Origin of the sequence: Acinetobacter sp. 809848 (genome assembly GCF_000581275.1) — a bacterium.
In the GTDB taxonomy this organism is placed as follows: Bacteria; Pseudomonadota; Gammaproteobacteria; order Pseudomonadales; family Moraxellaceae; genus Acinetobacter; species Acinetobacter pittii.
The window spans coordinates 96158-122639 of sequence record NZ_JEXG01000004.1; the positions used below are offsets into that span (position 1 = coordinate 96158).

General features: G+C 39.0%; 22 protein-coding genes. 11 read left to right on the forward strand and 11 right to left on the reverse strand.

Annotated elements, in window-relative coordinates:
* Window positions 1–11: 11 nt before the first annotated feature.
* The gene (gene baeS / locus J536_RS08360) at window positions 12–1670 is read right to left on the reverse strand and encodes a sensor histidine kinase efflux regulator BaeS (protein ID WP_032062590.1); all 1659 of its coding nucleotides are present in this window, start codon (window positions 1668–1670) and stop codon (window positions 12–14) included.
* A gap of 132 nt (window positions 1671–1802) precedes the next feature.
* Between baeS and J536_RS08365 the strand changes: the two genes are divergently transcribed.
* From J536_RS08365 to J536_RS08375, 3 genes are all read left to right on the forward strand, one after another.
* Window positions 1803–2180, forward strand: a complete 378-nt coding sequence (locus J536_RS08365) for a hypothetical protein (protein ID WP_032056711.1) — start codon at window positions 1803–1805, stop codon at window positions 2178–2180.
* 289 nt (window positions 2181–2469) lie between these two features.
* A complete protein-coding gene (locus J536_RS08370; protein WP_005804712.1) occupies window positions 2470–4272 on the forward strand; it encodes an acyl-CoA dehydrogenase C-terminal domain-containing protein in 1803 nt (600 codons plus the stop codon).
* Window positions 4273–4439: 167 nt separating this feature from the next.
* On the forward strand, window positions 4440–6221 hold the full coding sequence (locus J536_RS08375; protein ID WP_032056712.1) for an acyl-CoA dehydrogenase C-terminal domain-containing protein: 1782 nt from the start codon (window positions 4440–4442) through the stop codon (window positions 6219–6221).
* Window positions 6222–6291: 70 nt separating this feature from the next.
* Here J536_RS08375 and J536_RS08380 read toward each other — a convergent pair whose 3' ends face one another.
* Complete coding sequence (locus tag J536_RS08380; protein ID WP_080776831.1) at window positions 6292–7170, reverse strand: LysR substrate-binding domain-containing protein; 879 nt, start codon at window positions 7168–7170, stop codon at window positions 6292–6294.
* Window positions 7171–7293: 123 nt separating this feature from the next.
* Between J536_RS08380 and J536_RS08385 the strand changes: the two genes are divergently transcribed.
* Both J536_RS08385 and J536_RS08390 read left to right on the forward strand, forming a co-directional pair.
* Window positions 7294–8004, forward strand: a complete 711-nt coding sequence (locus J536_RS08385; protein ID WP_032056714.1) for a glutathione S-transferase family protein — start codon at window positions 7294–7296, stop codon at window positions 8002–8004.
* Between the two features lie 161 nt (window positions 8005–8165).
* Window positions 8166–8648, forward strand: coding sequence for a phosphate-starvation-inducible protein PsiE (locus tag J536_RS08390; RefSeq protein WP_002116490.1), 483 nt, complete (start codon window positions 8166–8168; stop codon window positions 8646–8648).
* A 38-nt stretch (window positions 8649–8686) separates the two neighbouring features.
* On the opposite strand, the gene J536_RS08395 is transcribed toward J536_RS08390, so the two are convergent.
* Window positions 8687–9070, reverse strand: a complete 384-nt coding sequence (locus J536_RS08395) for an RcnB family protein (RefSeq protein WP_005064209.1) — start codon at window positions 9068–9070, stop codon at window positions 8687–8689.
* A 165-nt stretch (window positions 9071–9235) separates the two neighbouring features.
* Here J536_RS08395 and J536_RS08400 point away from each other — a divergent pair, with 165 nt between their 5' ends.
* The gene (locus tag J536_RS08400) at window positions 9236–9682 is read left to right on the forward strand and encodes a hypothetical protein (RefSeq protein WP_002116392.1); all 447 of its coding nucleotides are present in this window, start codon (window positions 9236–9238) and stop codon (window positions 9680–9682) included.
* Window positions 9683–9960: 278 nt separating this feature from the next.
* On the opposite strand, the gene J536_RS08405 is transcribed toward J536_RS08400, so the two are convergent.
* Together J536_RS08405 and znuD are read right to left on the reverse strand one after the other, a co-directional pair.
* On the reverse strand, window positions 9961–11424 hold the full coding sequence (locus J536_RS08405) for a phospholipase D family protein (protein WP_032062591.1): 1464 nt from the start codon (window positions 11422–11424) through the stop codon (window positions 9961–9963).
* 75 nt (window positions 11425–11499) lie between these two features.
* Window positions 11500–13575 carry a zinc piracy TonB-dependent receptor ZnuD gene (znuD, locus tag J536_RS08410; protein WP_032062593.1) on the reverse strand — a complete coding sequence of 692 codons (2076 nt, stop codon included), beginning with the start codon at window positions 13573–13575 and terminating at the stop codon, window positions 11500–11502.
* 136 nt (window positions 13576–13711) lie between these two features.
* Between znuD and J536_RS08415 the strand changes: the two genes are divergently transcribed.
* The 5 genes from J536_RS08415 (at window position 13712) to J536_RS08435 (ending at window position 18789) form a co-directional block, all read left to right on the forward strand.
* Complete coding sequence (locus J536_RS08415) at window positions 13712–14476, forward strand: DUF4184 family protein (RefSeq protein WP_032062595.1); 765 nt, start codon at window positions 13712–13714, stop codon at window positions 14474–14476.
* Window positions 14477–14646: 170 nt separating this feature from the next.
* A complete protein-coding gene (gene aspS, locus J536_RS08420; RefSeq protein WP_032062597.1) occupies window positions 14647–16431 on the forward strand; it encodes an aspartate--tRNA ligase in 1785 nt (594 codons plus the stop codon).
* Window positions 16432–16579: 148 nt separating this feature from the next.
* Window positions 16580–16798, forward strand: coding sequence for a hypothetical protein (locus J536_RS08425; protein WP_002116556.1), 219 nt, complete (start codon window positions 16580–16582; stop codon window positions 16796–16798).
* Window positions 16798–17730, forward strand: coding sequence for a CgeB family protein (locus tag J536_RS08430; protein ID WP_002116205.1), 933 nt, complete (start codon window positions 16798–16800; stop codon window positions 17728–17730). Before J536_RS08425 ends, J536_RS08430 begins: the two co-directional genes overlap by 1 nt.
* Window positions 17731–17769: 39 nt before the next feature.
* Complete coding sequence (locus J536_RS08435; RefSeq protein ID WP_017482205.1) at window positions 17770–18789, forward strand: glycosyltransferase; 1020 nt, start codon at window positions 17770–17772, stop codon at window positions 18787–18789.
* A 105-nt stretch (window positions 18790–18894) separates the two neighbouring features.
* Here the strand turns inward: J536_RS08435 and J536_RS08440 are convergent, their stop codons facing one another.
* From J536_RS08440 to glnE, 6 genes are all read right to left on the reverse strand, one after another.
* A complete protein-coding gene (locus J536_RS08440; RefSeq protein WP_005064198.1) occupies window positions 18895–19938 on the reverse strand; it encodes an ELM1/GtrOC1 family putative glycosyltransferase in 1044 nt (347 codons plus the stop codon).
* Between the two features lie 12 nt (window positions 19939–19950).
* On the reverse strand, window positions 19951–20934 hold the full coding sequence (locus J536_RS08445) for a glycosyltransferase (RefSeq protein ID WP_002116302.1): 984 nt from the start codon (window positions 20932–20934) through the stop codon (window positions 19951–19953).
* A gap of 2 nt (window positions 20935–20936) precedes the next feature.
* Complete coding sequence (locus J536_RS08450) at window positions 20937–21746, reverse strand: polysaccharide deacetylase family protein (RefSeq protein WP_032056717.1); 810 nt, start codon at window positions 21744–21746, stop codon at window positions 20937–20939.
* A gap of 13 nt (window positions 21747–21759) precedes the next feature.
* Window positions 21760–22647 (reverse strand): mitochondrial fission ELM1 family protein, encoded by an 888-nt coding sequence (locus tag J536_RS08455; RefSeq protein ID WP_032056718.1) that lies wholly within the window; start codon window positions 22645–22647, stop codon window positions 21760–21762.
* 69 nt (window positions 22648–22716) lie between these two features.
* On the reverse strand, window positions 22717–23643 hold the full coding sequence (locus tag J536_RS08460; RefSeq protein ID WP_004705670.1) for a branched-chain amino acid transaminase: 927 nt from the start codon (window positions 23641–23643) through the stop codon (window positions 22717–22719).
* A 24-nt stretch (window positions 23644–23667) separates the two neighbouring features.
* Window positions 23668–26418, reverse strand: a complete 2751-nt coding sequence (glnE, locus tag J536_RS08465; RefSeq protein ID WP_032062599.1) for a bifunctional [glutamate--ammonia ligase]-adenylyl-L-tyrosine phosphorylase/[glutamate--ammonia-ligase] adenylyltransferase — start codon at window positions 26416–26418, stop codon at window positions 23668–23670.
* Window positions 26419–26482 lie beyond the last annotated feature (64 nt).

Genomic DNA, 26482 nt, shown 5'->3' on the forward strand with positions numbered 1-26482 from the left:
TCCTTTTATATTTAACTCTGCTTTTTAAAAGTAAGTACACAACGTAAACCACCTAATGGTGAATGTTCAAAACTGAGTGTACCACCAAGCGCCTGCGCAATCTTACAAGACAAAGCTAAGCCCAGCCCTGTTCCACCTGTACTACGCGTACGCGAATCATCTACGCGATAGAAACGTTCACCTAAACGGGATAACTGCTCATCACTTAAACCAAACGGACTGTCATCCACATACAAAGTCCACTCTTGAGGAGTCTGACTTGTATGAATATGAATTTTGCCACCTGTTTCCGTGTAACGAATACTATTACTAATTAAATTAACAACAATCTGTTTAAACCGATCACGATCTAATAATAGCGGAGAACTTGTTCCTTCAACTTGAATTTCGAGACCAGCCTGCTCAAGTTTTGGTTTAAAGTTTTCAACTTCTTGTAATACTACTTCCCAAGGATTTACAGAACTCAAATAACACTTAAGCTGCTGAGCATCTGCCTGCGCTAAGTCTGCAAGATCTTGGGTCAATTTTTTCAAGCTTGAAACCTGACGCATCATCGCATCTAAATGTTCTGGGGTTGCTTTTCGAATCCCGTCTTGCATCGCTTCAATTTGTGCTTGCAATACAGCCAAAGGAGTTTTTAACTCATGAGAAGTATCTGCCACCCATTGACGTCGTGACTCTTCATGCTGATGTAAAATCTCTGCCAAATGGTTCAACTGGGTTGATAAATCACCTAGCTCATCATTTCGCTTAATGACCACTTGGTGTTGATAATTTCCTTTGGTTAATTCATTGGTTGCATTTAATAAACGCTGAATTGGCTTTTTAAAATAAGTCGCCATTAACAGTGCTGCAACTAAACTTGATAGTAAGGTTAAAGCATAGATTAAGAGTAAATAACGCTTTTGATTACTAAAAAAATTAATACTCAAAGCATCTTCTTTATCTAAAACAGGCTTTAAACCTAAATATCCCACGACTTTATTGTTTAAAATAATCGGGCGAAATGACATTTGATCTGAAGAAGGCGGTTCACCTACCACAAACTGGTGCTGTGCATCATATAGAGATAGACGCGAACTCAATCCTAAACGGTCTGGTAAAGCGATAAAACGTTTCTTCCCATTTTGGGTTTCAATATCTTTTAAGCTTCCCTTCTTTGATTTATTTTTATCATCACTTGGACGAAACTGGTTTGCACTTAAAGGGAAACGTAATCCTTCAAAAGGTTGATACTGTGAAGGTAAATTTTGCTCGAGTGCTCTTAACTCTTCATCACTAAAAATAGTATTTTTATTTGTCGGTGCAACTTGCGGTGAAATATTAATAAGGGCATGTTCATCGAAAGAATGCTGCTGTATGGCAATGTCATATTGGCGACGGAGCCACCACTGCGAAAGACGATCGTAGTCATCGGGAGCCGCGGTTCCTTCGATTTGTAAAATCTGTGCCTGAATCGCATTCCCCCAATCATGGTACACCGTATAGACATCGCCAAGATTGGTAATGAGGCGGTCTAGTTTCTGCATTTCAACGTCAGCCACATATTTGGCAAAGTTCTTTTGCATGGTCCAGTGCAAAACGCTCAAGCTTGCAGTCGCAATAAGCAATGTGGTGAGCAAGACTGTCAAAAATAACCGTAATGCAATGGGAACACGTAGAACGTTCAAAAGCACTCTCTCATTTTTACGCTATATTTTGCATTGTAACCAACAACGAAAAGAAAAACTCTCCATTGTTTCTACATCTTTATTATCTAATCTTTAAGCCATCAGAAAACACAACATTAAAGGGCTTTAAATATGAAAATGACGGCAAAAATTGCATTATTCAGTGCGGCAATTGTAACAATGGGAAGTTTGGCTGCGTGTCAATCGACAACTCAACCACCTAAACCAGAGCATGGAATGATGCAAGATGGCCCACGTGAGGGTCACCACCGTATGAAGCACCGTGAGTTCACTCCAGAACAAAAAGCTGCATGGGAACAGCACCGCGCAGAACGTCAAGCTCGCTTTGAACAAATCCAAAAAGCATGTGATGGTAAAGCGAATGGACAAACAGTAAATGTTCAAGTTGGAGATAAGACACTTGAAGGTACTTGTAACCTTCGTTTTGAACCAAAGCGCCCTCAACCACCAGTTAACGCTCCTGCTCCAGTACCAGCCCCAGCAAAATAATTCTAAAAATCATAAAACAAAAGGCGCCTATAGGCGCCTTTTGTTTATACATAAGTGTTTACGATTTTGACTATTTGTATCATATAAACATAACCAAAAGTATTTACACTCAAAGCACTTACATAGTTTCAGCATTTTTTTCTTGACTTTGCAGTCACAAAGTAAAGGTCCTGAGGTGCTTGTACAGTTATGCAAGTTGTTGCACGATGTAATAGTCCAAGGTGCCTCATGGCACATTATCATAGATTAAGATTATAACTCTGGTTTCACCAGTATTGAGGAACCCGATATGCCACAATACAAAGCGCCCTTACGTGATATGCAATTCGTTTTGCATGAATTATTAAATGCTGAAGAACACTATGCAAAATTACCTGATTTCCAAGGTAACGTAAGCCGTGAATTGGTTGATCAATATTTAGAAGCTGCGGCGGATTTCTGTGAAAATGAACTTTCTCCTTTAAACCAAGTTGGCGACCGCGAAGGTTGTACTTGGAATGATGGCGTAGTCACTACTCCAACAGGCTTTAAAGAAGCTTATCAAAAATATATTGAACTTGGCTTTCCGTCTTTATCAGCAGAAGAACAATACGGTGGTCAGGCCTTACCTAACTCTTTAGGTATCGCAATTTCTGAAATGGTAGGTAGCTCTAACTGGGCATGGGGCATGTACCCAGGCTTGTCTCACGGAGCTGTACGTACATTAGAACATCACGGTTCTGATGAACAAAAAAATACTTATTTACCAAACCTTGTTTCAGGTGTTTGGACAGGTACGATGTGCTTAACTGAGTCTCATGCAGGTTCAGATTTAGGTATTATCCGTACTAAAGCAGAACCAAACGCAGATGGTAGCTATGCAATCTCTGGCGAGAAAATCTTTATCTCTGCTGGTGAACATGACATGGCTGAGAATATCATCCATATCGTTCTTGCTCGCCTACCTGGTGCACCCAAAGGTACTAAAGGTATCTCATTATTCATCGTTCCTAAATTCAATGTAAATGCAGATGGATCTATTGGCGAACGTAATGCGGTACGTTGTGGTTCTATCGAACACAAAATGGGTATTCATGGTAACGCAACTTGTGTCATTAACTTTGACCAAGCTAAAGGTTACTTGATTGGACCTGAAAACCGTGGTTTGAACTGTATGTTCACCTTCATGAACACAGCACGTATTGGTACTGCTGTTCAAGGTTTAGCAGCGTCTGAGTCATCTTTCCAAGGTGCGTTGACTTACGCGAAAGAACGTTTAGCAATGCGTTCACTTTCTGGTCCTAAAGCTCCAGAAAAAGAAGCAGATCCTATTATCGTTCACCCTGCTGTTCGTAACATGCTTTTAACTCAAAAAGCGTTTGCTGAAGGCGGTCGTGCCCTTGTTTACTTACTTGCTCAATACGCAGATATCGTTGAAAAAGGCGAAACTGAAGAAGAGCGTAAGTTTGCTGACAACATCTTGTCTTTATTGACTCCAATTGCAAAAGCATTCTTAACTGAAACAGGTTCTGAATCTGCTAAGCACGGTGTACAAGTCTTCGGTGGTCATGGTTTTATTTCTGAGCATGGCATGGAGCAAATCGTACGTGATACACGTATTGCTTGCTTGTATGAAGGTACAACTGAAATCCAAGCACTTGATTTGTTAGGTCGTAAAGTATTGCAAACTCAAGGTGCAATGCTACGTGACTTCACTAAGATCATCCATAAATTCGTAGAAGCAAACAAAGACAACGCTGCTATGAAAGAATTTGTTGAACCGCTTGCGGCGCTTAACAAAGAATGGGGCGATCTTACTATGCAAATCGGTATGCGTGCGATGCAAAACCCAGATGAAGTCGGTGCTGCTGCTGTAGATTACCTATACTTCGCAGGTTATATCACTTTAGCTTACCTATGGGCTCGTATGGCGCTTGTAGCACAAGAGAAATTGGCAGAAGGTACAACCGATGTTGACTTCTACAATGCGAAAGTAACTACTGCTCGTTTCTACTTCAAGAAAATCTTGCCACGTGTACGTTCTCACGTAGATGTGATCGCTGGTGGTCTAGATCCATTAATGTCATTAGACGCTGAACATTTCGCTTTCTAACCATAGTTAGTTGCGATATGCAATGTTAAAAAACAAAAAAGGACTGCTCAGTTTTGACGGTCCTTTTTTTATAAAATCAATGATAAATTTACACTTTAAATTCCATATCCATTTCGTTTTACAGGATATCTAGCACAGGCCAATGTGCACAAAAAAGGTGAACGATTATGCCAATTTACAATGCTCCTTTAGCTGATATGAAATTCATCTTAAATGATGTATTTAAAGCAGAACAATTTTGGCAGTCTAATGAGAAACTCGCTCATGTAGATGCTGCAACAGCTGAAGCAATTTTAGAAGAAATGGCTAAATTTGCTCAGAACGTGACTCATCCATTAAACCGTACCGGTGACGAAGAAGGTGCTCGCTATGAAAACGGCGAAGTATTCACACCAGCTGGTTTTAAAGATGCATTTCGTCAATATGCAGAAGGTGGTTGGATTGGATTAGGTGCCGATGAAGAATGGGGCGGTCAAGGCATGCCAAAAATGCTCACCGTTCTTTCTGATGAAATGTTATTTGCGACTAACCCATCTTTCATGCTTTACCCGCTACTTTCAGTAGGTGCTGGTATGGCTTTAAGCAGCTATGCATCTCAAGAACAAAAAGAAACTTATTTACCTAAGATTTATTCAGGTGAATGGTCAGGTACCATGTGCTTAACCGAGCCACATGCAGGTACTGACTTAGGTATTATCAAAACTAAAGCAGAACGTAATGAAGACGGTACATATAACATTACCGGTACTAAAATTTTCATTACTGGCGGTGACAACGATTTAGCAGAAAACATCATTCATTTGGTACTTGCTAAAACTCCAGATGCCCCTGCTGGTTCACGTGGTATCTCGTTATTTATCGTACCGAAATACCTTGTAAATGAAGATGGTTCTTTAGGCGACCGTAACCATGTTGGCCCAGGTTCTATTGAACATAAGATGGGTATCAAAGCATCTGCAACTTGTGTGATGAACTTTGATGGAGCTAAAGGTTACCTCGTTGGTAAAGAAAACGAAGGCCTTGCTGCAATGTTCGTGATGATGAACTACGAACGTTTATCAATGGGTATTCAAGGTTTAGGTGCATCTGAATTTGCTTATCAAAATGCTGCTCAATACGCGACTGACCGTTTACAAGGCCGCAGTGCAGCTGGTGTTCAATCACCAAATAAACCTGCTGACAGCATTTTAGTGCATGGTGATGTACGTCGTATGTTGTTAAATGTACGTGTCAATAATGAAGCATCTCGTGCATTTGCAGTCTATGTAGGTCAACAACTAGATATTACTAAATTCTCAACTGATGCAGCAGCAGTGAAAAAAGCCAATGACCGTGTTGCGCTTTTAACTCCAATTGCAAAAGCTTACCTCACAGATACAGCCTTCCAAGCAACTTTAGATGCTCAAATGGTATTTGGTGGTCACGGTTACATCCGCGAATGGGGTATGGAACAATGTATTCGTGACCTTCGTATTGCTCAAATCTACGAAGGAACCAACGGCGTTCAATCTCAAGATTTAATTGGTCGTAAAACCATTAAATGTGGCGGTGCATTCATTGCTGAATACATCACTGAAATCCGTGACTTTGCAAATGACCTAGACACTGACTTGAACTTCATTAAAGATGCAACTTTAGATGCTGCAACTGAAATTGAAGCAATCACTCAGTTTATTATTGAGCAAGCTGCTGAAAATGTAGAGTTCCCGAACTCAGCTGCGGTTGATTATTTACATGCGGTTGGTTTACTCAGCTTCTCATACATGTTTGCAAAAATTGCTGCCGCTGCTAAAGATAAGTCTGGTGATTTCTACCAAAACAAACTTGCTTTGGCTCAGTACTTTGTTGAACGTATCTTGCCGGATATTGATGCACGTATTGCTAAAATCAAAGCTGGTTCTGACTTAATTATGGGCTTTAGTGAAGATTACTTTACAAATCAAGCTTAATTAAGTTCTTTATAAAAACGCCTGAATAATCAGGCGTTTTTTATTTCTAATCATAAAAGATAGATAACTTTTACGTTTTTAATTTCTCGACCAAGAAGTCGGCTGTAATATTGACACTGGGTAAAAGCCCTCGTCTTGTCAGCATCAATAAACTTGTCGTTACGCTACCAGCAGACCAATCTGGCAAAACATGAATTAAGCTGCTCTCAGATAGTTCATTCATACAAAAAGTTTCAGGTAAAAGCGTAATACCCAATCCCCTTTTTGCAGCCCCCTTTAAAATCTCTGACTCATTTGCTACAAAGCGGATGTTTGGACGTACTATCTCTTTCTGACCATTTATATTTTGAAAATGCCATGGATTCATTTGCAATTCAGGCCATATACCTTCATGTTTAAGCAAATCTTCTGGTGTATGTATAGGAGCCGATTTCATTAAGTAGGTAGGCGCTGCAACAGCAATGATTTTATCATTTTTAAGCACACGTTGAATTAATCCAGAATCCGGCAATGGTTGAAAATGACTACGGATCACAATATCAAAGTTTTCACTCATAACATCAACGTAACGATCAGTTACCTCTACTTGTAATAACAGCTTAGGATAACGTTCTGCAAGTTCAGGCAAACAATCAGATAGAAGATACTGAGCAATGGGTACAGAAGCACTGAGCCTGACTACACCACTTGGCTCTTGTTGTTGTATTAATAAATTTTCTTCTGCGTAACGAAACTCATCTACTGCATTTTTGGCATGGTGATAAAACAGTTTTCCTGATTCGCTTAAGACAAAACTACGTGAACTACGATGAATTAACGTTAAGCCCAGCTTATTTTCTAATATTGCAACACGCTTACTAATAGTTGATTTAGGTAAATTGAGCTGTTTAGCTGCGGCAGAAAATCCTTGATGCTCTACAGCAACAACAAAGAGATAAACATCATTCAAGTTTTGTCTAAGTAGCATTCTTCAATGTCCATATATGTAGACAATAAGTTTCATAATACATGACTACTAGAAACTTTTCTGTCGACTTATGATGATTTTACACATCAAAAAAGAGTAATCATCATGTCAACTTTCACTTTATTTTATGGCGTACCTTCTGGATGCTCATTTGGTTCAATAGTTGCATTGGAATGGTCAGGTTTACCATATCAACTCTGTAGAATCGAGATGCCAGCTCAATGCAACACCGAGGAATATCGCAGAATTAATCCAATGGGTGAAACGCCTGCACTGCTCTACGATAATGGTAAAGTTTTAACGGAAAGCATGGCTATCTTGAACCATGTCATGGCAAAAAGCCTGAATGCGGCTTTTCATTATGAACAAGGAACAGAACAATTTAATCTCTTTAATCAGAAACTAGCTTTTTTGAATACGACTTTATTCAATGCATTTAGCCCACTCTGGTATAGTCTTGAACACTCTTCATCAGAAAGTAATAAACAAGCATTACGTGAATATGGAGCAGTCCAAGTTAAAAAAGCATTTACAGCTTTAGAAAATAGTCTGATAAATCAAACTTGGCTAATGGGCGATCAATTGTCTTTTGTAGACGGATACTACGCAGGTATCGCACGATGGTTGAAATATCATAATGTTATTGATATTGATCAATTTCCAAACTGCAAACGACTTTATGAACAATTACAAAATGAGGCGGCGGTTAAATTTGCACATGCAATTGAACAAGAACAATCCGTAAAGAGTATAGGCAACTTTTTAGGTCATATTGCATTTGAAGATGTCATTCAAGAATATAAAAATTTGAAATAGTCTTTGTATTTATAGTAGATATCACCTTACTACATGAGTTGAATTAAATCTTCATAAAAATGCCTGAATAATCAGGCGTTTTTTATTTTGTATTTACTATTTCCATTGGCACAAAATTTGTTTAATTTCTAAACATTACGAAGTGAACAAAAGATCTTATTATGCCTGATCCTAAAAAATACGAACGAATACTCGACCGTTTCGGTCATTACGCCGTAGAAGCCTTCCATTATTTAGCCTTATTCATTATCGGGTGTATGGTGGCATGGTCGGCAGCCAATACGGTTTTTGAAATTCTGACCGTCAAAAAGTATGCTTCAATTGATGATATTTTATTATTATTTATTTACTTAGAGCTTGGAGCAATGGTTGGAATTTACTTTAAAACCAACCATATGCCTGTACGTTTTCTTATTTATGTCGCGATTACGGCCTTAACCCGTCTACTCATTTCAGATATTCAACATGATCATAAAGCGGATATCGATCAAGTCATTATTACGGGCTCAATTTTGATTTTAGCTTTATCTATTTTAGTCGTTCGATTTGCTTCATGGCACTACCCATCAGTGATGAAAGAGAAACATGCAAAAACTTCTAATAATTTGAAAACCCCTCAACCGCAAGATGACGAGTTAGCATAGAAAAAGGCCTCACTATTGAGGCCTTTTTATTTTTACGTTTAACGAACTCGGTAAATGTTGTGTCTTGAGTCTACTAATAAGTATTGGTTAGGGGTTTTAACCCAGTGGTATCCACGTGGTGGCGCATATAAACGGTGTGCTCTCCAGTCCGAAACATAATAGCGGCTATGGCGATATTGGGCAGGAATACGTTCACCACGTTTAAAAGCAACATAGTTACCATAATGCTTACCACGATCAGCATTTGACCAAACTGGCGCTCGGTGATCATTACGATAATCATGACGGCGGTCATCACGATGCTCATATCGATCATAGTTTTTACCATGGTCATTGTTCCAACGGTGTCCAGAATCGGCCATCGCGGTAGCTGATATACCTAACATTAATGTCGAAAGTACAAGAACGATTGGCTTTTTCATGGCCTATTTCCTTTTAATCTTGATATGAAGCTAGATTAAAAGAGACTCAAGGAGAAACCATGAATAAAACCGCTTTGATTGCTAAACTTTGTAATGACTATAAAGAAAATATGAAGAATCTGTATCTGTGCTACCATTAGCATTTTTCAAACTAGGTCAATTGCTGTGTCTGAAATCAGTTTTGAGCGTCTTCATCAATTTTTTTGCAAAGTTCCAAGTGTACAAGAAGCCCGTATTATGGCTCATGGAGCAGATGGCGAACATGCTTGGTGGTTTAAGTTCAGTATTGACGTAGAGCATGCACTTGCATGGCAAACAGTTCAAGAACTAGGTCATGTTTTAAACTATCTATCGACGAATGAACGCCTACCCACATTATTCTTCCCTGTTTCACCGCCACCTTACATGAATGGTGAAGCCAAAGATTTTTTATCATGGATTATTCAATGTAACCATCCTGAATTCTCTCCGGATGTGGTTTGCGATTGGCTTGAAGCGCGTTTGCCGAATCCTGTAGATGATGAGTCACAGTGGAAAATTAAAACGGATTTGAGTGAAATCGAAAAACTTGATGATAAAGCGTTGGATCAATTGATTCCGCCAGCGCCTTAAATTATTTCAATGATGGGTAGGTTAAGTGATATAGAAATTAATATTTTCCAATATTCGCTTGTGCTAAATGTCATCCACAACCTGCCCGAAATTTATGAATATATTGTTTTTGCAATAAAATCGGTTAAATGAAGATATTGAACAGGTTTTGTGGATGACAAATGCCTTTGGTTACTTTGGGCAAAACCAAAGTAACGAATGAGCTCTAGTTTTAGGGTGAGACTAAGTAAGACTCCGTCGTGAACATATAGCCTCAACGTTTATATAAAAAAATAGAATTAGAAAGTCGATAATCCTGACCATTCCATAAAACGATAAATCCAATACTTCACTTTAGACTCATCAGCATACTTCACATAATCCACGCTCATCTGTCTATCTTTTAGGTTTGACCACGAGGTATTGAAGTAATCTTGAGCATCTTTAAAGACTTGATCTTGAACTTTGCCAATGACCAACATATCCGTTTCAAGGTTGTAATTTTTTAAATTACGGGCCGTAAAGTTGGCAGATCCTACGATCAACTCAGCGTGTTGGGCGTTATATTTCAAGATCATTTTGCTATGGTTCTGCTCGCCATGTGTATCACACCAACGGATTGGAATACCGGTAGCATGTAACTCTGAAGCCACCTGACGGTTTGGAATACCATTTTTTTGTCGACCAAACGCATCTTTATTTGGATCGAGTAAAACACGAACAACAACACCTCGTTCTTGAGCACTTTTTAGAGCTTTAATAATCTTACGTTCAGACAAATAGAACATACTTAAATCAAGATGCTCTTTCGGCTTCGCTGAATTAATCAATTTCAATACAGATTGATAAATTGCACCTTCAGTTAACACCTGCACTTGAGGCTTGCTAACGTCTTTTTCAAAGTCACCTAAAATGAGCGATGGAGAGCTACTGCCTGACATTTGTGCAACTGCAGCTTCAGTTTGAAGAACATCAGCAGCTGTTGCCCCTGTTACAACCAACGCGACATTAGAGTGTCTAGAACTACCATCGTGTGGATTTGCTGAGGTCACCAATGACTTCCAACCAGCATCGGTATCGACCACAACAGTCTTACGGTGATTGGCCTTAAAATTAAATAAGTTTAGATAGCTGCGCAGTGTAATTTTTTCATCACCGAATGGATTCGGTAACCAGCCCTTTTCAGGGTTATTACCAATATTTTGACAGCAGATGTACCAGAAGCCAGACCAAAACGGGTTAGAAGCTCGTAAAGGGGCTAAATTCGTTTCAATCACATCAACACCTGCCTGACGTAACTGACGGTAGTGTTCAGGGCTGATACCACCGTATACCGAGTTAATCGGGTCGGTAATCATAACGATCTGAATTTGGCGGTTCTGTCTTTTCTTACTTACTAATGCATCGGTTAGCTCTTGCATTAATGGTCTTTGCTTGAGTTTGGAGTCACCCACTTCTGAGTTAAACAAGAACATATCCACCACAATTGTGGTTTTTGCCTCATCAATCATTTTCAAGATTTCATCAAAGATATGCTGATCAACCTGCTGTTGTCCTTTCGCATCTAGGTAGGTTTTATCAGCTAAAAATTTGACATCGGCATGTCTAAGCTTCCCACTAAAGTTAATCCCTTGTGGTAATGGTTTTACTGTGTGGTAAATCGCCGATGCAATATATGCAATAGCAACAACGCAAAGTAATACCGCCATATAACGACGCCCTGACCAATTTATTTTTTGATGAATTCGTTGAAAAATACGCATAAAAAAGACCTAACTTGATGCTTTCAAATTAGGTCTTTTGGATTGATTTTTCAAGTTTAGTTTCGTGTTAAAGCCTTAGAAACTAAAATCAACACCCACCGTAAAATTACGTCCAACTTGTGGAATGTTTGATAAGAATGAAGCATGTTGATAAACCGTGTCATCTAACAAGTTATTTGCTTTCATATAAACACGATAATCTGTTTTTGCACCATATTGTCCAGAATATGCCACGCCAAGATTAAGCATGTTATAGCCTTCAGTTTCGGTCTCGTAAGCTGCGATCTTATCTTGGTTAAAGACATGATAGTACTCGGCAGAACCGCTAAAGCCATCGCCAAAGTCTGCATCAACTTTAGTACCTAAACGTCCCGCTGGAATACGTGGAGCATTACCCTCTGCATCAATTTTACCGCGTACATAGTCACCAAAAGCACTGATCTTGTACATTGGGGTAATTTGATAACCAATTTCACCCTCGGCACCATAGAAACGAGCTTTATCTTGAGTGTATTGAACTAAACGGAAGTCTTTATAACGGTCAAGGGTTTGTGCATAGATGTAGTCATCAAACCAGTTATGGTACACATGAAGATGATAATCAAGTTTGTCATTATCAAAATGCAAACCTAACTCAACATTATTCGATTTTTCCTTACTGAGTTGATCATTTCCTAACTCAAAAGTATTCGTCGCAAAATGTCCACCATTTGCATATAACTCTTGAGCTAAAGGCAAACGCTCTTGATGTGAAGCGACAAAAGAAAGTTTATAGTTCGGTGCAAACTCCCAATTCGCAGCACCTGCGTAAGAGAATGCCGAACCATCAAAATCCTGTTTAGAGTTGTCGTCTACATCAATTTCTTGCTGATCTGCACGGGCAGAAAGCTCAAAATGTACGTCTTTCCATTGTTTATGTTCTAAAGCAAATAAACTCCACTTTTTGGTAGTGGTCGGGGCCATAAATGCTTCTTCGCCAGTTAAATCTAATTTCTGTTGACCTAACTGTGCACCAATTACCCCTTCCCAACTTGCAATCGGGTTATGCACCAACTCAATACGTCCATCATAACCTTTGTTTTGGAATCGGGTTGCAATTGCTCCCTCTTCAATTTCATCATGCTGATAGTCAGTATAGCTCGCTTGCGCACGTAACTTTTGGAAGCCTGCAAATGGATCATTTAACTCGGTTTTAAAATCGTAACGCTCAGATTTTAAATCAATCCATGGGCCGCCATGCTCGTGCTCATGTTCTTCATGCTCATGATCGTGAGCTTCTTCACCCTCTTCATGTTCATGGTCTCCACAATGCAAATGCGGTCTTCCACCTAGATGAGCGCTACAACTTTCGTACTCATGGCTATGCCCCGGTAAGCCATACTGGTCTCTGCGGTTGCTATAAGAAATACCCGTATAACCACGGTCATAAATCCAAGACAAACCAACATTAACCGAGTCACCCTGCGCAAAAGTATTGTCTACACGGCGCTCTTTTTCACCTTCATGAATATAATTGGGAGCAATATAATTATTCGCATCACGAGTTAACCCCTCAACACGTAAAGCAACTTGGCTGCCTAGGCCAACAGTTACGCCAGCGCTCGCCAGTTTTTCATCACTTCCAGTGTTGTAACGTAAGCCAACTTGTCCTTCATAACCATTTTCAGGCATTTGCGTAGGGATCTTGTTATCAATGACGTTAACTAAACCACCGACGGTCCCCGCACCAAACAGTAAAGTTGAAGGGCCGCGAATTACTTCGACTTGTTTTGCAAGCACAGGATCTACAGTGACAGCATGGTCAGGAGACAAGGTCGATACATCAATATTTTCTGATGAATTTTGAAGTACTTTAACGCGTGGTCCATCTTGTCCACGGATGACTGGACGACTCGAACCAGCCCCAAACTGATTCGCGTAAATTCCCACTTCACTACTGAGTGCATCCCCAATGGTAGCAGCGCCTTGCGACAGATGCTTTTGATCAACAACAGTATCTGCCACAGCAAAATCTTGTGAAGTTTGCTCAAGTGGATGAGCCTTAATTCGAATGGTTTCTAGCTTTTCAACATTTTCACTTTCTGCTGCAAACGAAGGTACGGATATGACAGCTAAAATGGATAAGGTCAAAATATTTTTATAGAACAACATGAGGTGATTCTCTGATCGCTACGCCTTTTGTTTTGTTATATTATAACATTTCAGTCTTTTTGCAATAAAAAACATTTCCAATCGGCTGATTCGTTAGACTGGGCAATTAAATGATGTGAGTAATCTCTGTTTTATAATGCCTTTTACAATCTCTCATGCCGTTATAGCACCCCCTCTTTCAAAGCTTAGCCGAAACACTTTACCAGTTGCAGTTCTAGCAATTGGAAGTATGACACCCGATCTTTACCGCTTATTTACAATGCAGTCAGGGATGTTGACACATCAATGGAAAGGACTTTTCTACCCAAATCTTGCATTAGGATTATTATTCTGTGCTATTTGGTATTTACTTTACCGGCCTGTAATTTATCGTTTTTTGGGCATTCAACATGATCTTGACCTCCACTCTTTAAAACGTATGTTTTTATTTTTGATTGGAACATTACTCGCGCTTATTTTAGGGATTGCCACTCATTTAATTTGGGATGGCCTAACACACTCAGACTTTCGGACTTTTATATTTAAAGATGTATTAGCGACCACAGTTCATCTTTTGGGACACTCTTATCCCTTACATCGTCTTTTACAGCTAGGCTCCTCTGCTCTTGCGCTACCTTTTATTGCTTGGATGTGTGTTCATTATTATCAGCGCTATAAACAACACTGGAAAGTAAGTAAAAAAATTAAAATTTTCGCATGGTGTCTGTTGATTTTATCTACATTGTTAGGCCTATTTTCTTTTTGGGATTATGCCCGCTACATTCCTCATGAAATTTGGCATGCCGATACCTATTATTTCACGGGCCGCTCTATTAATGAATTTATGCAAGGTTGGTTAAGTACCTTTAGCTTAGGATGCTTACTATTTTTGGTTTTAGATCGAAAACAAAGAATGGGATGAATACTTAAAATTGCTGCCAAATTGCTCATTTTCAGGTTAATTTCTGCGGTTTTTTGATCTAGTTCTTGTGACAAACCATCCAACAAGGCATAATCGAAAACTTACTTTTTTGACGGTGCGCGGTTTACGCATCCGTCCTTTCAGCCAATATAGTTTGGATAATCTTCATCATGATGCGAACTCATTACTGTGGCTCTTTAACTGAAGCCCAAATCGACCAGACCGTTACACTATGCGGTTGGGTACATCGTCGCCGTGACCATGGCGGTGTAATTTTCCTTGATATGCGTGACCGTGATGGTCTCGTTCAAGTGGTTATTGACCCAGATACTCCAGAAGCATTTGCAACAGCAGATAAAGCACGTTCTGAATATGTATTAAAAATTACAGGTCGTGTTCGTCGCCGTTATGAAGGTACTGAAAACCAAAATATGGTGAGTGGTCAAATCGAAGTTTTAGGCAAAGAAATCGAAGTTCTTGCTGCTTCTGAAACTCCGCCATTCCCGTTAAATGATGACACGATTAACGTGTCAGAAGAACACCGTTTAAAATATCGTTTCTTGGACATCCGTCGTCCAGAAATGTTAGATCGCTTACGTTTCCGTTCTAAAGTAACTAACTTGATCCGTAATTATTTAGACGATCACGGTTTCTTAGACGTTGAAACTCCGATTTTAACTCGTGCAACTCCTGAAGGTGCACGTGACTATTTAGTACCAAGTCGTGTACAAAATGGTAGCTTCTACGCACTTCCACAATCACCGCAATTGTTTAAACAATTATTGATGGTGGGTGGTATTGATCGTTACTACCAAATCGCGAAATGTTTCCGTGATGAAGACTTACGTGCTGACCGTCAGCCAGAATTCACTCAAATCGACATTGAAACATCGTTCTTAAACGACGATGAAATCATGGATTTGATGGAAGGCATGACTGTTAAATTATTTAACGACTTGCTTGGCGTAAAATTTGAAAAATTCCGCCGTATGCCATATAGCGAAGCAATGCGTGACTATGCATCTGACAAACCAGATTTGCGTATTCCGTTGAAACTTGTTGACGTTGCAGACTTAATGCAAGAAGTAGAGTTCAAAGTATTTGCTGGCCCTGCAAAAGATCCTAAAGGTCGTATTGTTGCTTTACGTGTTCCTGGTGCAGCTTCATTGCCACGTAGTGCAATCGATGAATACACCAAATTCGTTGGCATCTATGGTGCAAAAGGTTTAGCGTATATTAAAGTTAATGAACTCGCTAAAGGAATTGAAGGTCTTCAATCTCCAATCGTGAAATTCATTGAACCGATTGTACTTGAGCTGTTGGAACGTGTTGGCGCACAAGATGGCGATATCGTATTCTTCGGTGCTGATAAAGCTAAAGTTGTAAATGACGCAATGGGTGCGCTTCGTGTCAAGATTGGTCACGACTTGAACCTTTCAACTTGTGAGTGGGCTCCACTTTGGGTTGTTGACTTCCCAATGTTTGAAGAAACTGACGATGGTAAATGGACTTCTGTTCACCACCCATTCACATTACCTAAATCTAGCGTAGAAGACGTGAAGAGCAATCCAGGTGAAGCACTTTCTGTTGCTTACGACATGGTATTGAACGGTACTGAAGTTGGTGGTGGTTCACTTCGTATTTACACATTAGATATGCAAAAAGCGATTTTTGAAGCGCTTGGTATTTCTGATGAAGAAGCAGAAGAGAAATTCAGCTTCTTACTTAACGCGCTTCGTTATGGTGCTCCTCCTCACGGTGGTTTGGCATTTGGTCTTGACCGTTTAGTTATGCTTATGACTGGCGCGACTTCAATTCGTGACGTTATTGCGTTCCCGAAAACTAAGACTGCTGAATGTCCACTTACTCAAGCACCTGCTCCTGTTGAAGCAAACCAGCTTCGTGACTTGGGTATCCGCTTACGTGAAAAGCCAAAAGCTGAAGAATCTAAATAATTTTTTAGATCTTCAAATTAAAAAACCCTGCTTATGCAGGGTTTCTTATTAGACAGTATTAAACAAACATTCAATTTTCATAAGCTATACTTTGCGAAAAAGCACGTCAGTGGCATAATAGGCTGCTTTTAATTAAGAGGTCAGCTTTATGGCTATGCGCCCTGATGTACGTCGACATGCTTTAGTCGTGATTGTATTCTCCCTCGCACAATGGTTTTTCATGCGCTATATTCTTGCAAATGAATTATTTAACATGACTACAAATCAACGTATTTTATTTTTCTGTGTAAGTAGCTTGGTTGGTGCATTGCTCATTTTTGTTGCATTGATTTATATGGTTTTAAAAGGAAATGCGGACAAAGAGTAATGCAAAAGAAATTACTCATTCTTGGTAAACGTGGGGGTATATTGCAATGGTTCGAAAATATTCTTGCCACTTCTCACCGACACCCTAATTATGTGATTCAAGGCTTTGCTTTAAATCACAATAATACCTGTGAACGATTTCTTAAGAAAATTTTACCAAATAAAGATATATATACAGCTAATTTACTAAAGAAAAAGTTACAAACATTTCAGCCCGATCTAATATTGATTGCCGATCTCTTTTATTTTAATGATTATCTACTAGAAGTTTTAGCTGACTTTCCATGCAAAAAAGCTCATTGGATCGGAGATTTTTTTGATTCAAGGCTAAAAAAAACAAAAGAAATTATTGACTTATACTGCTTTACCGACTTCAGTTTTATTAAAGATGCTAAAGATATAGGATTAGATCATTCAATCTACCTTCCATTAGCTTACAATCCTGAAATCTTTTTTCCGAAGGATGAACAAAAAAATGACAGACTTTTATTTGTAGGAGCTTGGTCTCCTGACAGACAAGAACTAATTGAACGAATTCCGCTCCCAATTACTATTTATGGTAAAGGCTGGAATAATCTTGTAAAAAATGACAGTATTATTCATCCACATAATATTAGTCTACCCAATGTCGCTGAACTTTACCGTAAACATAAGTATGTTCTTAACCTCATTAATAAAGTAAATATACGACAAGGCATGAATATGCGTTGTTTTGAAGCACCTGCTTGCGGTTGCATTTTAGTCAGTGAATATGTAAAAGATCTTGAATTTGCATTCAGCATAGAAAATGAAATTATAACTTTTTCAGACCCTTCCGAACTGCAAAGCAAACTCAAAGAAAATTCTATTAATCCCTTACTAGCAATGGACAAGGTTCAACGAGATCATACCTATAAAAATAGGATAGATACGATTGTTGACCTATTGCTTTAAGAGTATCGTTACCAGTATTCATGTTATAGGTTCTACTCAGTGTTTGTTAGTATCATTGTCCCAAGTTATAATCATGCTCAATATTTAGAAGAAAGAATTAATAGTATTCTTAATCAAAGCTATTCACAATTTGAATTAATCCTTTTAGATGATTTGTCACCAGATCATAGCGCTAAAATTTTAGAAAAATACCGAAAACATCCTAAAGTTTCTCATTGCATTATCAATGAAAAAAATTCAGGCTCCACCTTCTACCAATGGAACAAAGGGATGCATTTAGCGAAAGGAGAGCTGATCTGGATTGCTGAATCCGATGATATAGCAGATCCTCGTTTTTTAGAGAAATTAGTACCACAGTTTGAGAAAAACCACAATTTAGTACTGGCGTATAGCCAATCATATCGAATGAACGCTAAAGGAGAAATAACTGGTTCTTGGAAAGATTTTACAGATCAAGTAGACCCAAAACTTTTCGAAAACAACTTTGAAATGAAAGGGCTTGAATATATAGAAAAATTTTTAAATACTCAAAATACTATTCCTAATGCGAGTGGGGTTATTTTCAAAAAACAAACTTACTTTGATGTGGGAGGGGCTAACCCGAGCTTACGCTTCATTGGCGATTGGGAAATTTGGGCAAAGATCGTAACACAAGGCGATATTTTTTTTACTCATGAATGTTTAAACTATTTTCGTTATCATAATACAAGCGTTATTGCGCAGGCAAAAAAGAAAAAAGATCATTTTGAAGTTAGACGTCAAGTCATTTTGTTCCGCCAAAGCATGTCACAGTTTTTAAAAGCCTATTCCCATCAACATCCAGAAGCGAATAAGGCTTATCAAATTAACCAAAGATGTCTATCAAAAGAATTAAGAAAAAATGCTTCTTTAGCTATTCGTCGTCGTTATTATAATCGGATTATGCCAACCTGTATAACAGCGCTGGAGACTTTACCTTTCTACATTGTACCTATTTATATTCTAAAACTACTTATACAACTTATTTTATCAATTTGCTTCGTTGCTCCTTATAAAGCATTATTAAAGCAAACAAAATAAAAAAGAGGAGATTCCTGCTCTTTTTATTTTTTAAATTTATCTAGAATTTGATATATTGAATGATCAAGTTGGCGATTATTAAAAAATAAAATCTAAATATTTAGTTTATTTTCCCAAAATATTATTCAATTTTCGAGTCATCTCTCCCGTATGGTCTTGTACTTTTAATTTTTGGACAGCCTCAACAATTTGATGAGCATCTAAAAAATTTAATAAATATAACCACCGCTGTTGAGCTAAGGAGTTTAATTGTTGTTTGATAGCCACATCCTGTACTGCAACTTCATCATAAAGTACTAGCAATTTGCTTCCGGACATAATAACCTCTGCAACCATCGAGGTTGAGTCTGGGCTCGCTAAAATCCAATCAGCTGCTTTAATGTAGTCTTTAATATCACAACTTTGCCCTTGTGCAACCCATGTTAGCAAGTCATTTGCCTGAAAAATATCGTACTGTTCAGTAAGCTCTTGTAACTCTTTTTCGAAATTAACTGACGTTCTACGCGATGTCGTAACTAATAATCTCGCTGTTGGATATTGCAACCGAATCTGTTGTAAAACAGTTGCCCATTGTACAGCATCACCGATTTTGACTGTTTTGGTATTCGCACCAATTAGAACTGCTATCACTAATTCAGCACTGTGAATTCCTAAATGCTCACGTGCCTGATCACGTGTCAAAGGCAAAGCACACATTTTATTAGGTGCAACTGGGTAGTAAAAGTAATGTGGCAATGTAGCTTGTTGATCATGAATGGTAAATACCACATCGAATAAATCAGCACGAATTCCTCGTAATGAACTCGCTACTAAATTTTTAATGGCTTGATTATTGCGTAAATGTTGTTTTAACAACAAATTGGCGAGCAAGGTATTTCCCCCCGCTGATACAATATATGCAACTTGTTTCTGTTCTAACGACTTGATAGTTTTCATATCAAGGAAATAGCATAACCAATGAGTATTTATTGAAAAATTGGACAGAAACTTAAGAACACGGTATAACCATTTCTTAGGTAAATTTAGTTGAATCCATTCCACTTGATAGTTTTTCTGTTGATTCAATAGCTGAACCATTCCCTGAGTTTGAGTTTCGTGACCAGGTTTACCATCTGTCAATGCAAGAATAAAATCCTTTTGTTGTGTCATCAATACATAATCCTATACTGAAAACAGTGACTGATATACTTGTACTGTATGATCAATCATTTTCGTGAAAGTAAGTTGTTCTTGTGCTAGTACATAAGCAGTTTTAAAACTACTCTCTGGATCAGATATTTTTAAATAATTTTGGATGAGCTGCTGTAAAGCCAATATATTATTAGGTTCACATAAAAATTCTGTGGGAATAAATTCAGACATCATCCCGACATTTGTACCAATAACTGGTCGCTCAAGCAACAAGGTCTCAGCAAGTGTATAAGGACCGCCTTCACGTAAAGATGAAACAATTAAGGCTTCATGTTCCGCAATCAATGGATGAATATTATTACTATAACCATATAGCTTAACACGATCAGCTAACTGATATTCTTTAATCAATTTTTCCAGTCTGTCCCGTTCTTCACCATCACCAATAATAGTTAATTCACAAGGAATGTTCTGCCAAGCGGCTAATAAAAGATTAAAACCTTTCACTTCATTTAAACGGCCTATTGCAATAAATTTTCTATTCTTTACAAATGGTTGAGCAGTTATATTTAAGGAAATCCCATTATAAACCACACTTACTTTATGTGGTTGCCCTACTATTTGTGCAAGACGTTTACTTACACAAATAATATGATCAAATGCCAAATAGGTTTTAATATTCTTTTTTGCACCATGCATGGTTACAACACATGGAAAATTCAAACTATTCAATATACCTTGTAAAAGTTTTGCTGTTTTCGAAGCATGAGCATGTAGCACTTGTGGCTCTGTCGCCAATATTAATTTTTTAAGCCGATATTTTGTCCATGGGTTATAACGGCTACCACTCATGTCGAAAGCCACAAAGTTCACCGCACTTTTCACCTGACTTTTATATTTCTGATGTGCAATTAAAGATACTTCATGTGATTGTGACAAACCAGCAGCCAACTCAAGTACATGCTTTTCTAGTCCCCCTTCCTCATCACTCGCCATTACAAGAGTAATTTTCATGCTTATCCCTCACGCTTACCAAGCTTTAAACGGAGCTTGACAGCAAATAATGAATCTTTACCACTGATTTTAATACGTTGTAGTTGAAAAAAGTCTGGCTGTTCGCCTTCAATTCCTTCTACAGTCGTTACAGCATTGCTATACCCTGACTGTTTTACCAGTTTGACATCGCGGTCTGAATAAATCCCAAATGGATATGCAAAACTGGTCACGGGTTTGCAAATTAATTGCTCAAGTTGTTGCTTTGAGTCAGTCAATTCTCTTAAACAATCGGCATCACTGAGTTTATTTAAATTGGCATGCGTCAATGTATGTGAACCAATTTCAATCAGCCCACTGTCTGCGAGTTGCTTGACTTGGGCATCATTCAACTTAGCTTCACGCATAAGTTCACCACTATTGTGATGTTCTTTTTTATAAGTTGACCAATCTCTATCATGACGGTCAACCACCACATAAACTGTTGCTTTTGCTTGATATTTTTCTAAAATTGGATAGGCATTTTGTAAGTTATCTAAATAACCATCATCAAATGTAATTGCTATTGTTTTAGCAGGGTGTTTCCCCCAACCATTTTGTAACTCTTGCATAGTTACAAAATGGAATCCTTGTGATTTCATCCAGGCAATCTGCTTTTCAAATTCAGCGGGTTTCACACGAAGTTTATTAAATTTAGCACCATCAATATGGTTTCTGACCATGTGATACATCAATATACGAGGCTGATTCCAACTTATTTTCGGCTTCCACCAAGCATACTTATAACTTAATACGAAGATAAGCAGAACCAATAAAATCAGTATATATAGCACAATCTCAAACTCATTATTTTGCTAAAAGATATGTTGCCACACGGTCTGCTTCTTTAAAAGCATAAGGTTGTGGTAACTGTACAACATAAGTCTGCTGTGAGATTAATTTTGATTCTAACATTTGGTCAACTGAGTGCGTAATCCGGTCGTCTTTCAAACGGTCCATTGCCATCACCCCGACTCGACAACCCGCGGTAAGCGCCTCAAAAATCATAGAGACGCTGTCTTCTGTCACCCAAACTGCTTCTGCTTTTTGCATTTCTTCGAAAATCCAGCCTTGGGGTGTTTGATCAACTGGAAATATGTGTAAATGCTGGGCAAAACTTTGTTGCCTTAAAATATCGACAAACTCTGCTGGGGTTCGACGTGAAGTGGTCAGAATAATTTCAGCGTCTGGATTATTCTCAACAATTTTTTGAACACTGGTTAATACTTTATTTTGGTTCCATTGATGTCGTTTAGATGAACCACCTAAAGCGATTAAAACTCTCGCGGTTTGATGGCGATTTTCATTACGGATAGGATTTAATGCACCACGCGTGACAATCACATGGTTATCGGCGTGAATACCGTCATGTTCTGGAATAACAGCATAATCAAAGCAACCAATAGGTAAACTTGGCTTCATTAAAATAATCGTTTTGGCCTTTTTGAAAATTCTACCGAGTAACCAAACACGAAAATGAGTGTGACTTCCCACGCCAAATACAAAGTCAGGCACTTGTTTAAATAAGGATTTTTTTGAAGAGAAAAGTGCCTGAATTAAAGAAATAATAGGTAAATCAGAAATTAGGACCTCTTCAAAAGTTGTTTCTGGCTGTTGTCTTTGCATTGCCTGAAACAAGCCTAATGCTTGTGAGCGGTGCCCTGCCTTACCATCAGACACATAGACAATATGCATAGAAGCTCCCTAAGCCAAAAAATAAAAAAGGCGAAACCGAAGTTCGCCTTTTTATGTTAACGGATTAACTTATTTTACGTAAGTTAACCAGTGTTCATATTTCGGATTTCTACCTTGAACCGCATCAAAGTAAGTTTTTTGGATTTCAGTGGTAATTGGGCCACGAGTACCCGAACCGATTGGACGGTCATCGTATTCACGAATTGGTGTTACTTCAGCAGCAGTACCTGTGAAGAATGCTTCGTCTGCGATATAAAATTCGTCACGTGTAATACGGCGCTCAACAACTTGGTAACCAAGATCTCTAGCGATTGTCATCACAGTTTGACGTGTAATACCATCAAGCGCACCACCAGCGATATCTGGAGTGTGCAAAACGCCATCTTTAATTAAGAATACGTTTTCACCAGAACCTTGGCACACATAACCTTGTGGGTCCATTAACATTGCTTCGTCGTAACCAGAATGTGCAACTTCTTGATGAGCAAGAATTGACAATGTGTAGTTACCAGATGCTTTTGCTTTACACATCGTCACGTTTGGATGATGGTGAGTAAATGATGAAGTTTTTACGCGAATACCTTTCGCCATCGCTTCATCACCAAGATATGCACCCCACGCCCACGCAGCAACAGCAGCATGAATCGTGTTATTTGTTGCTGCAATACCTAGTTTCTCTGAACCGATCCAGATGAGTGGACGTAAATAGCAAGAAGCTAATTTATTTTCACGAACAACATCGATTTGTGCTTGTTCAAGCGTTGCTTGATCATAAGGCACTTTCATTTGATAAATTTTTGCTGAATTTAACAAACGTTTTGTGTGGTCTTGAAGACGGAAAATCGCTGTACCTTTAGGCGTTTCATAAGCACGAACACCCTCAAATACGCCCATACTGTAGTGTAATGTATGGGTTAAAACGTGAATCTTTGCATCACGCCAATCAATTAATTTTCCATCTTGCCAAATAAAACCATCACGATCAGCCAAATTCATGGAACACTCCAAATTGTTATAAAATCATTCACTATCCAACTCAACCGAAGCGGTTGGGTCTATTAATCTTTGCCATAAATTGCAAACGACCGCACGGGTACTACGCCAGTCCGCTGCGCTGACTTGCATGGATTGATTTGCAAGGGCTAAGCGGTGGCTTTCGGCACGTTCACTAAGATAGGCTCGAATTAATGCTGTGGCATCTTCACTGGATAAGCAGTCTGCTTTAGCAGCATCTTCTAATATTCTTACATTATCAGAATAATGGGCGAGATCGGGTTTCGTCCCGCTCCATGCAAGTACAGCATACTGTGCCATAAATTCGATATCGACGATACCACCTGCGTCCTGTTTTAAATGAAAAATACCATGTTTTTTTTGTTCAGAAGACGAACCTAGGTGGTCTTTCATTTTCTGACGCATTTTCAACACTTCCTCACGAACATAAGCCTCATCTCTAGATTGAGTCAATATCTCGCGTCGAAATATTTCAAATTTCTGGCAAAGCACCTCATCACCTGCAATAGAGCGGGCACGTACTAATGCCTGATGCTCCCAAAGCCATGCACTTTTCAACTGATAGTGTTCATAGGCTTTCAGACTTGTCACCAATAAACCTGCTTCACCTGAAGGTCTTAAGCGTGTATCAATTTCATAGACACGACCATCTAGCGTTTGCGTAGTCATCAAAGACATAAACTTTTGAGCAACACGCATAGCAAATTCAAAGCCACTAATTGACTTGGTTCCATCCGTATCAGCTTGCTCATCTAGATAATGAATAAAGACAAGGTCTAAGTCAGAACCATAGCCCAGCTCAATACCACCCACTTTGCCATAACCAATGACAGCAAAAGCTTTGTAGTCTAGAGAGCAGCGTTTTCCATCAACATCACATGGGTAACCATGACGCTTCGCCACGGTCTGATAAGCTAAATGGAGAGTTGCGTTTACACTGACTTCAGCAATATCAGTCAATGCATCAGAGACTTTCATTAATGGACTTTCAGCTAACACATCACTTGCAGCAACAGTTAACACATTGCTCTTTTTAAACAGGCGAAGTGCTCGCATTTGGTCTTCAACCTGATCAATCTCAATACGAAGTAACTGCTGACGTAATGAGTCTTCTAAGTCCTTACGCTTTGGCAACTCGAAATCCATCGATAAGAACTCATCCAGCAGTACTGGATATTGCGTTAACTCTTCACAAATCCACGGGCTCACCGTCGCCATTTTCACTAAGCGCTGCAATGCGCCCTTACTTTCAATCAGCATCACCAAATACACGGTTCGACGCATGACTGATTCAATCAGTGGCATTAAACGCAACAATGCAGTTTGAGGTTGTTCAGACTGTAAGATCGCTTCAATTAAATGAGGCCAAAATGTTTTTAAACGCTGCACAGCATTTGAAGGAAGTTTTTTAAGTGCATGACCATGCCAAAACTCATGAATCAGATTTTTCGCATTGTCATCCAGCACTTCATCTAATTGCTGCTCTAACTGCCCAAAATTTTCAGTTGCGGCATTAGAGCTGGTATCTTCAATCAGTTGCTTAAATTGAACTTTTACCTTTTGACGTTTTTCATTAAGAACACAGAGAAACTCATTCCAGCTCGTAAAACCTAAGGTATCTATAATGCGTTGTCTTAAGTCCAATTCTTCTGGTAATAATTGGGTTTGTTGATCGTTTAGAGCTTGAATTGCATGTTCAACACGGCGTAAGAATAGGTAAGCATCTTCAAGCTCTAATACAGCTTGTTTTTCTAATAAGCCAGCTTCCCCAATGTGCTCAAGACTGACTAAACATTGACGGTCTTGTAACTCACGTTTAGAACCGCCGTAAATAAGCTGAAAGACCTGAACAATAAACTCAATTTCGCGAATACCACCCGCCCCAAGTTTAATATCATCCTCAATATGACGACGTAACACTTCACGCTCAATCATGGCTTTCATGTCACGCATAGCAGCAAAAGCGGTGTAATCGACATAACGGCGGAACACAAAAGGACGTGTCATTTCTAACAAATCCTGCCCTTCTTTACCTCCAGTCACTACACGGGCTTTAATCCACGCATAACGTTCCCATTCACGACCATGCTGACTTAAATATTTTTCTAAAGCGGCATGACTAATCGCTAATGCCGAGCCATCCCCCCAAGGGCGCAAGCGCATGTCGACTCGAAACACAAAACCATCGGCAGTAATGTGCTCAAGTAAATAAATGAGTTTTTGTCCCCACAAAATACAAAACTGCTGTACATCAATACATTTGCGGCCATTGGTTTCACCTTGCTCATCAAAGGCAAAAATCAAATCGATATCACTCGACAAGTTAAGCTCTTGAGCACCAAGTTTACCCATGGCAACCACAATTAAATCTTGAACTTTACCAGAGTAACTTATCGGTTCCCCATGTTTCGCCACAAGTGCGACACGCGCAAAATCTTTTGCAGCACAGATACTAGCATCTGCAAAATCAGAAAGTTCGCGAGTGAGTGTGACCACATCGGTCAGTTGATTGGCATCCTGCCAAATCCAGCGGAACATTAAACGGCTACGTAAAATGCGCATTCCGCGCATCCAAAGCGTTTCATCACCAATCCCATCTAGCGTGGTCTGTACAAATTGGTAAATCTGTTCGGTCGAGAGCGGTGCAGTAAATTGATCTATTTGATAATCTTGTTCTAAAACAGCTTGATGCAAACCTAAAACTTGTTCTGCATACTGACTGGCACGCAATGTTTTTTGTAACTGCTCCGCATTCATATAAAAAGCTCTTTTCCTCGTACTCTGTTTTTAGTTATAGCAGTTCGAGTAGTGTTAGGAAAAG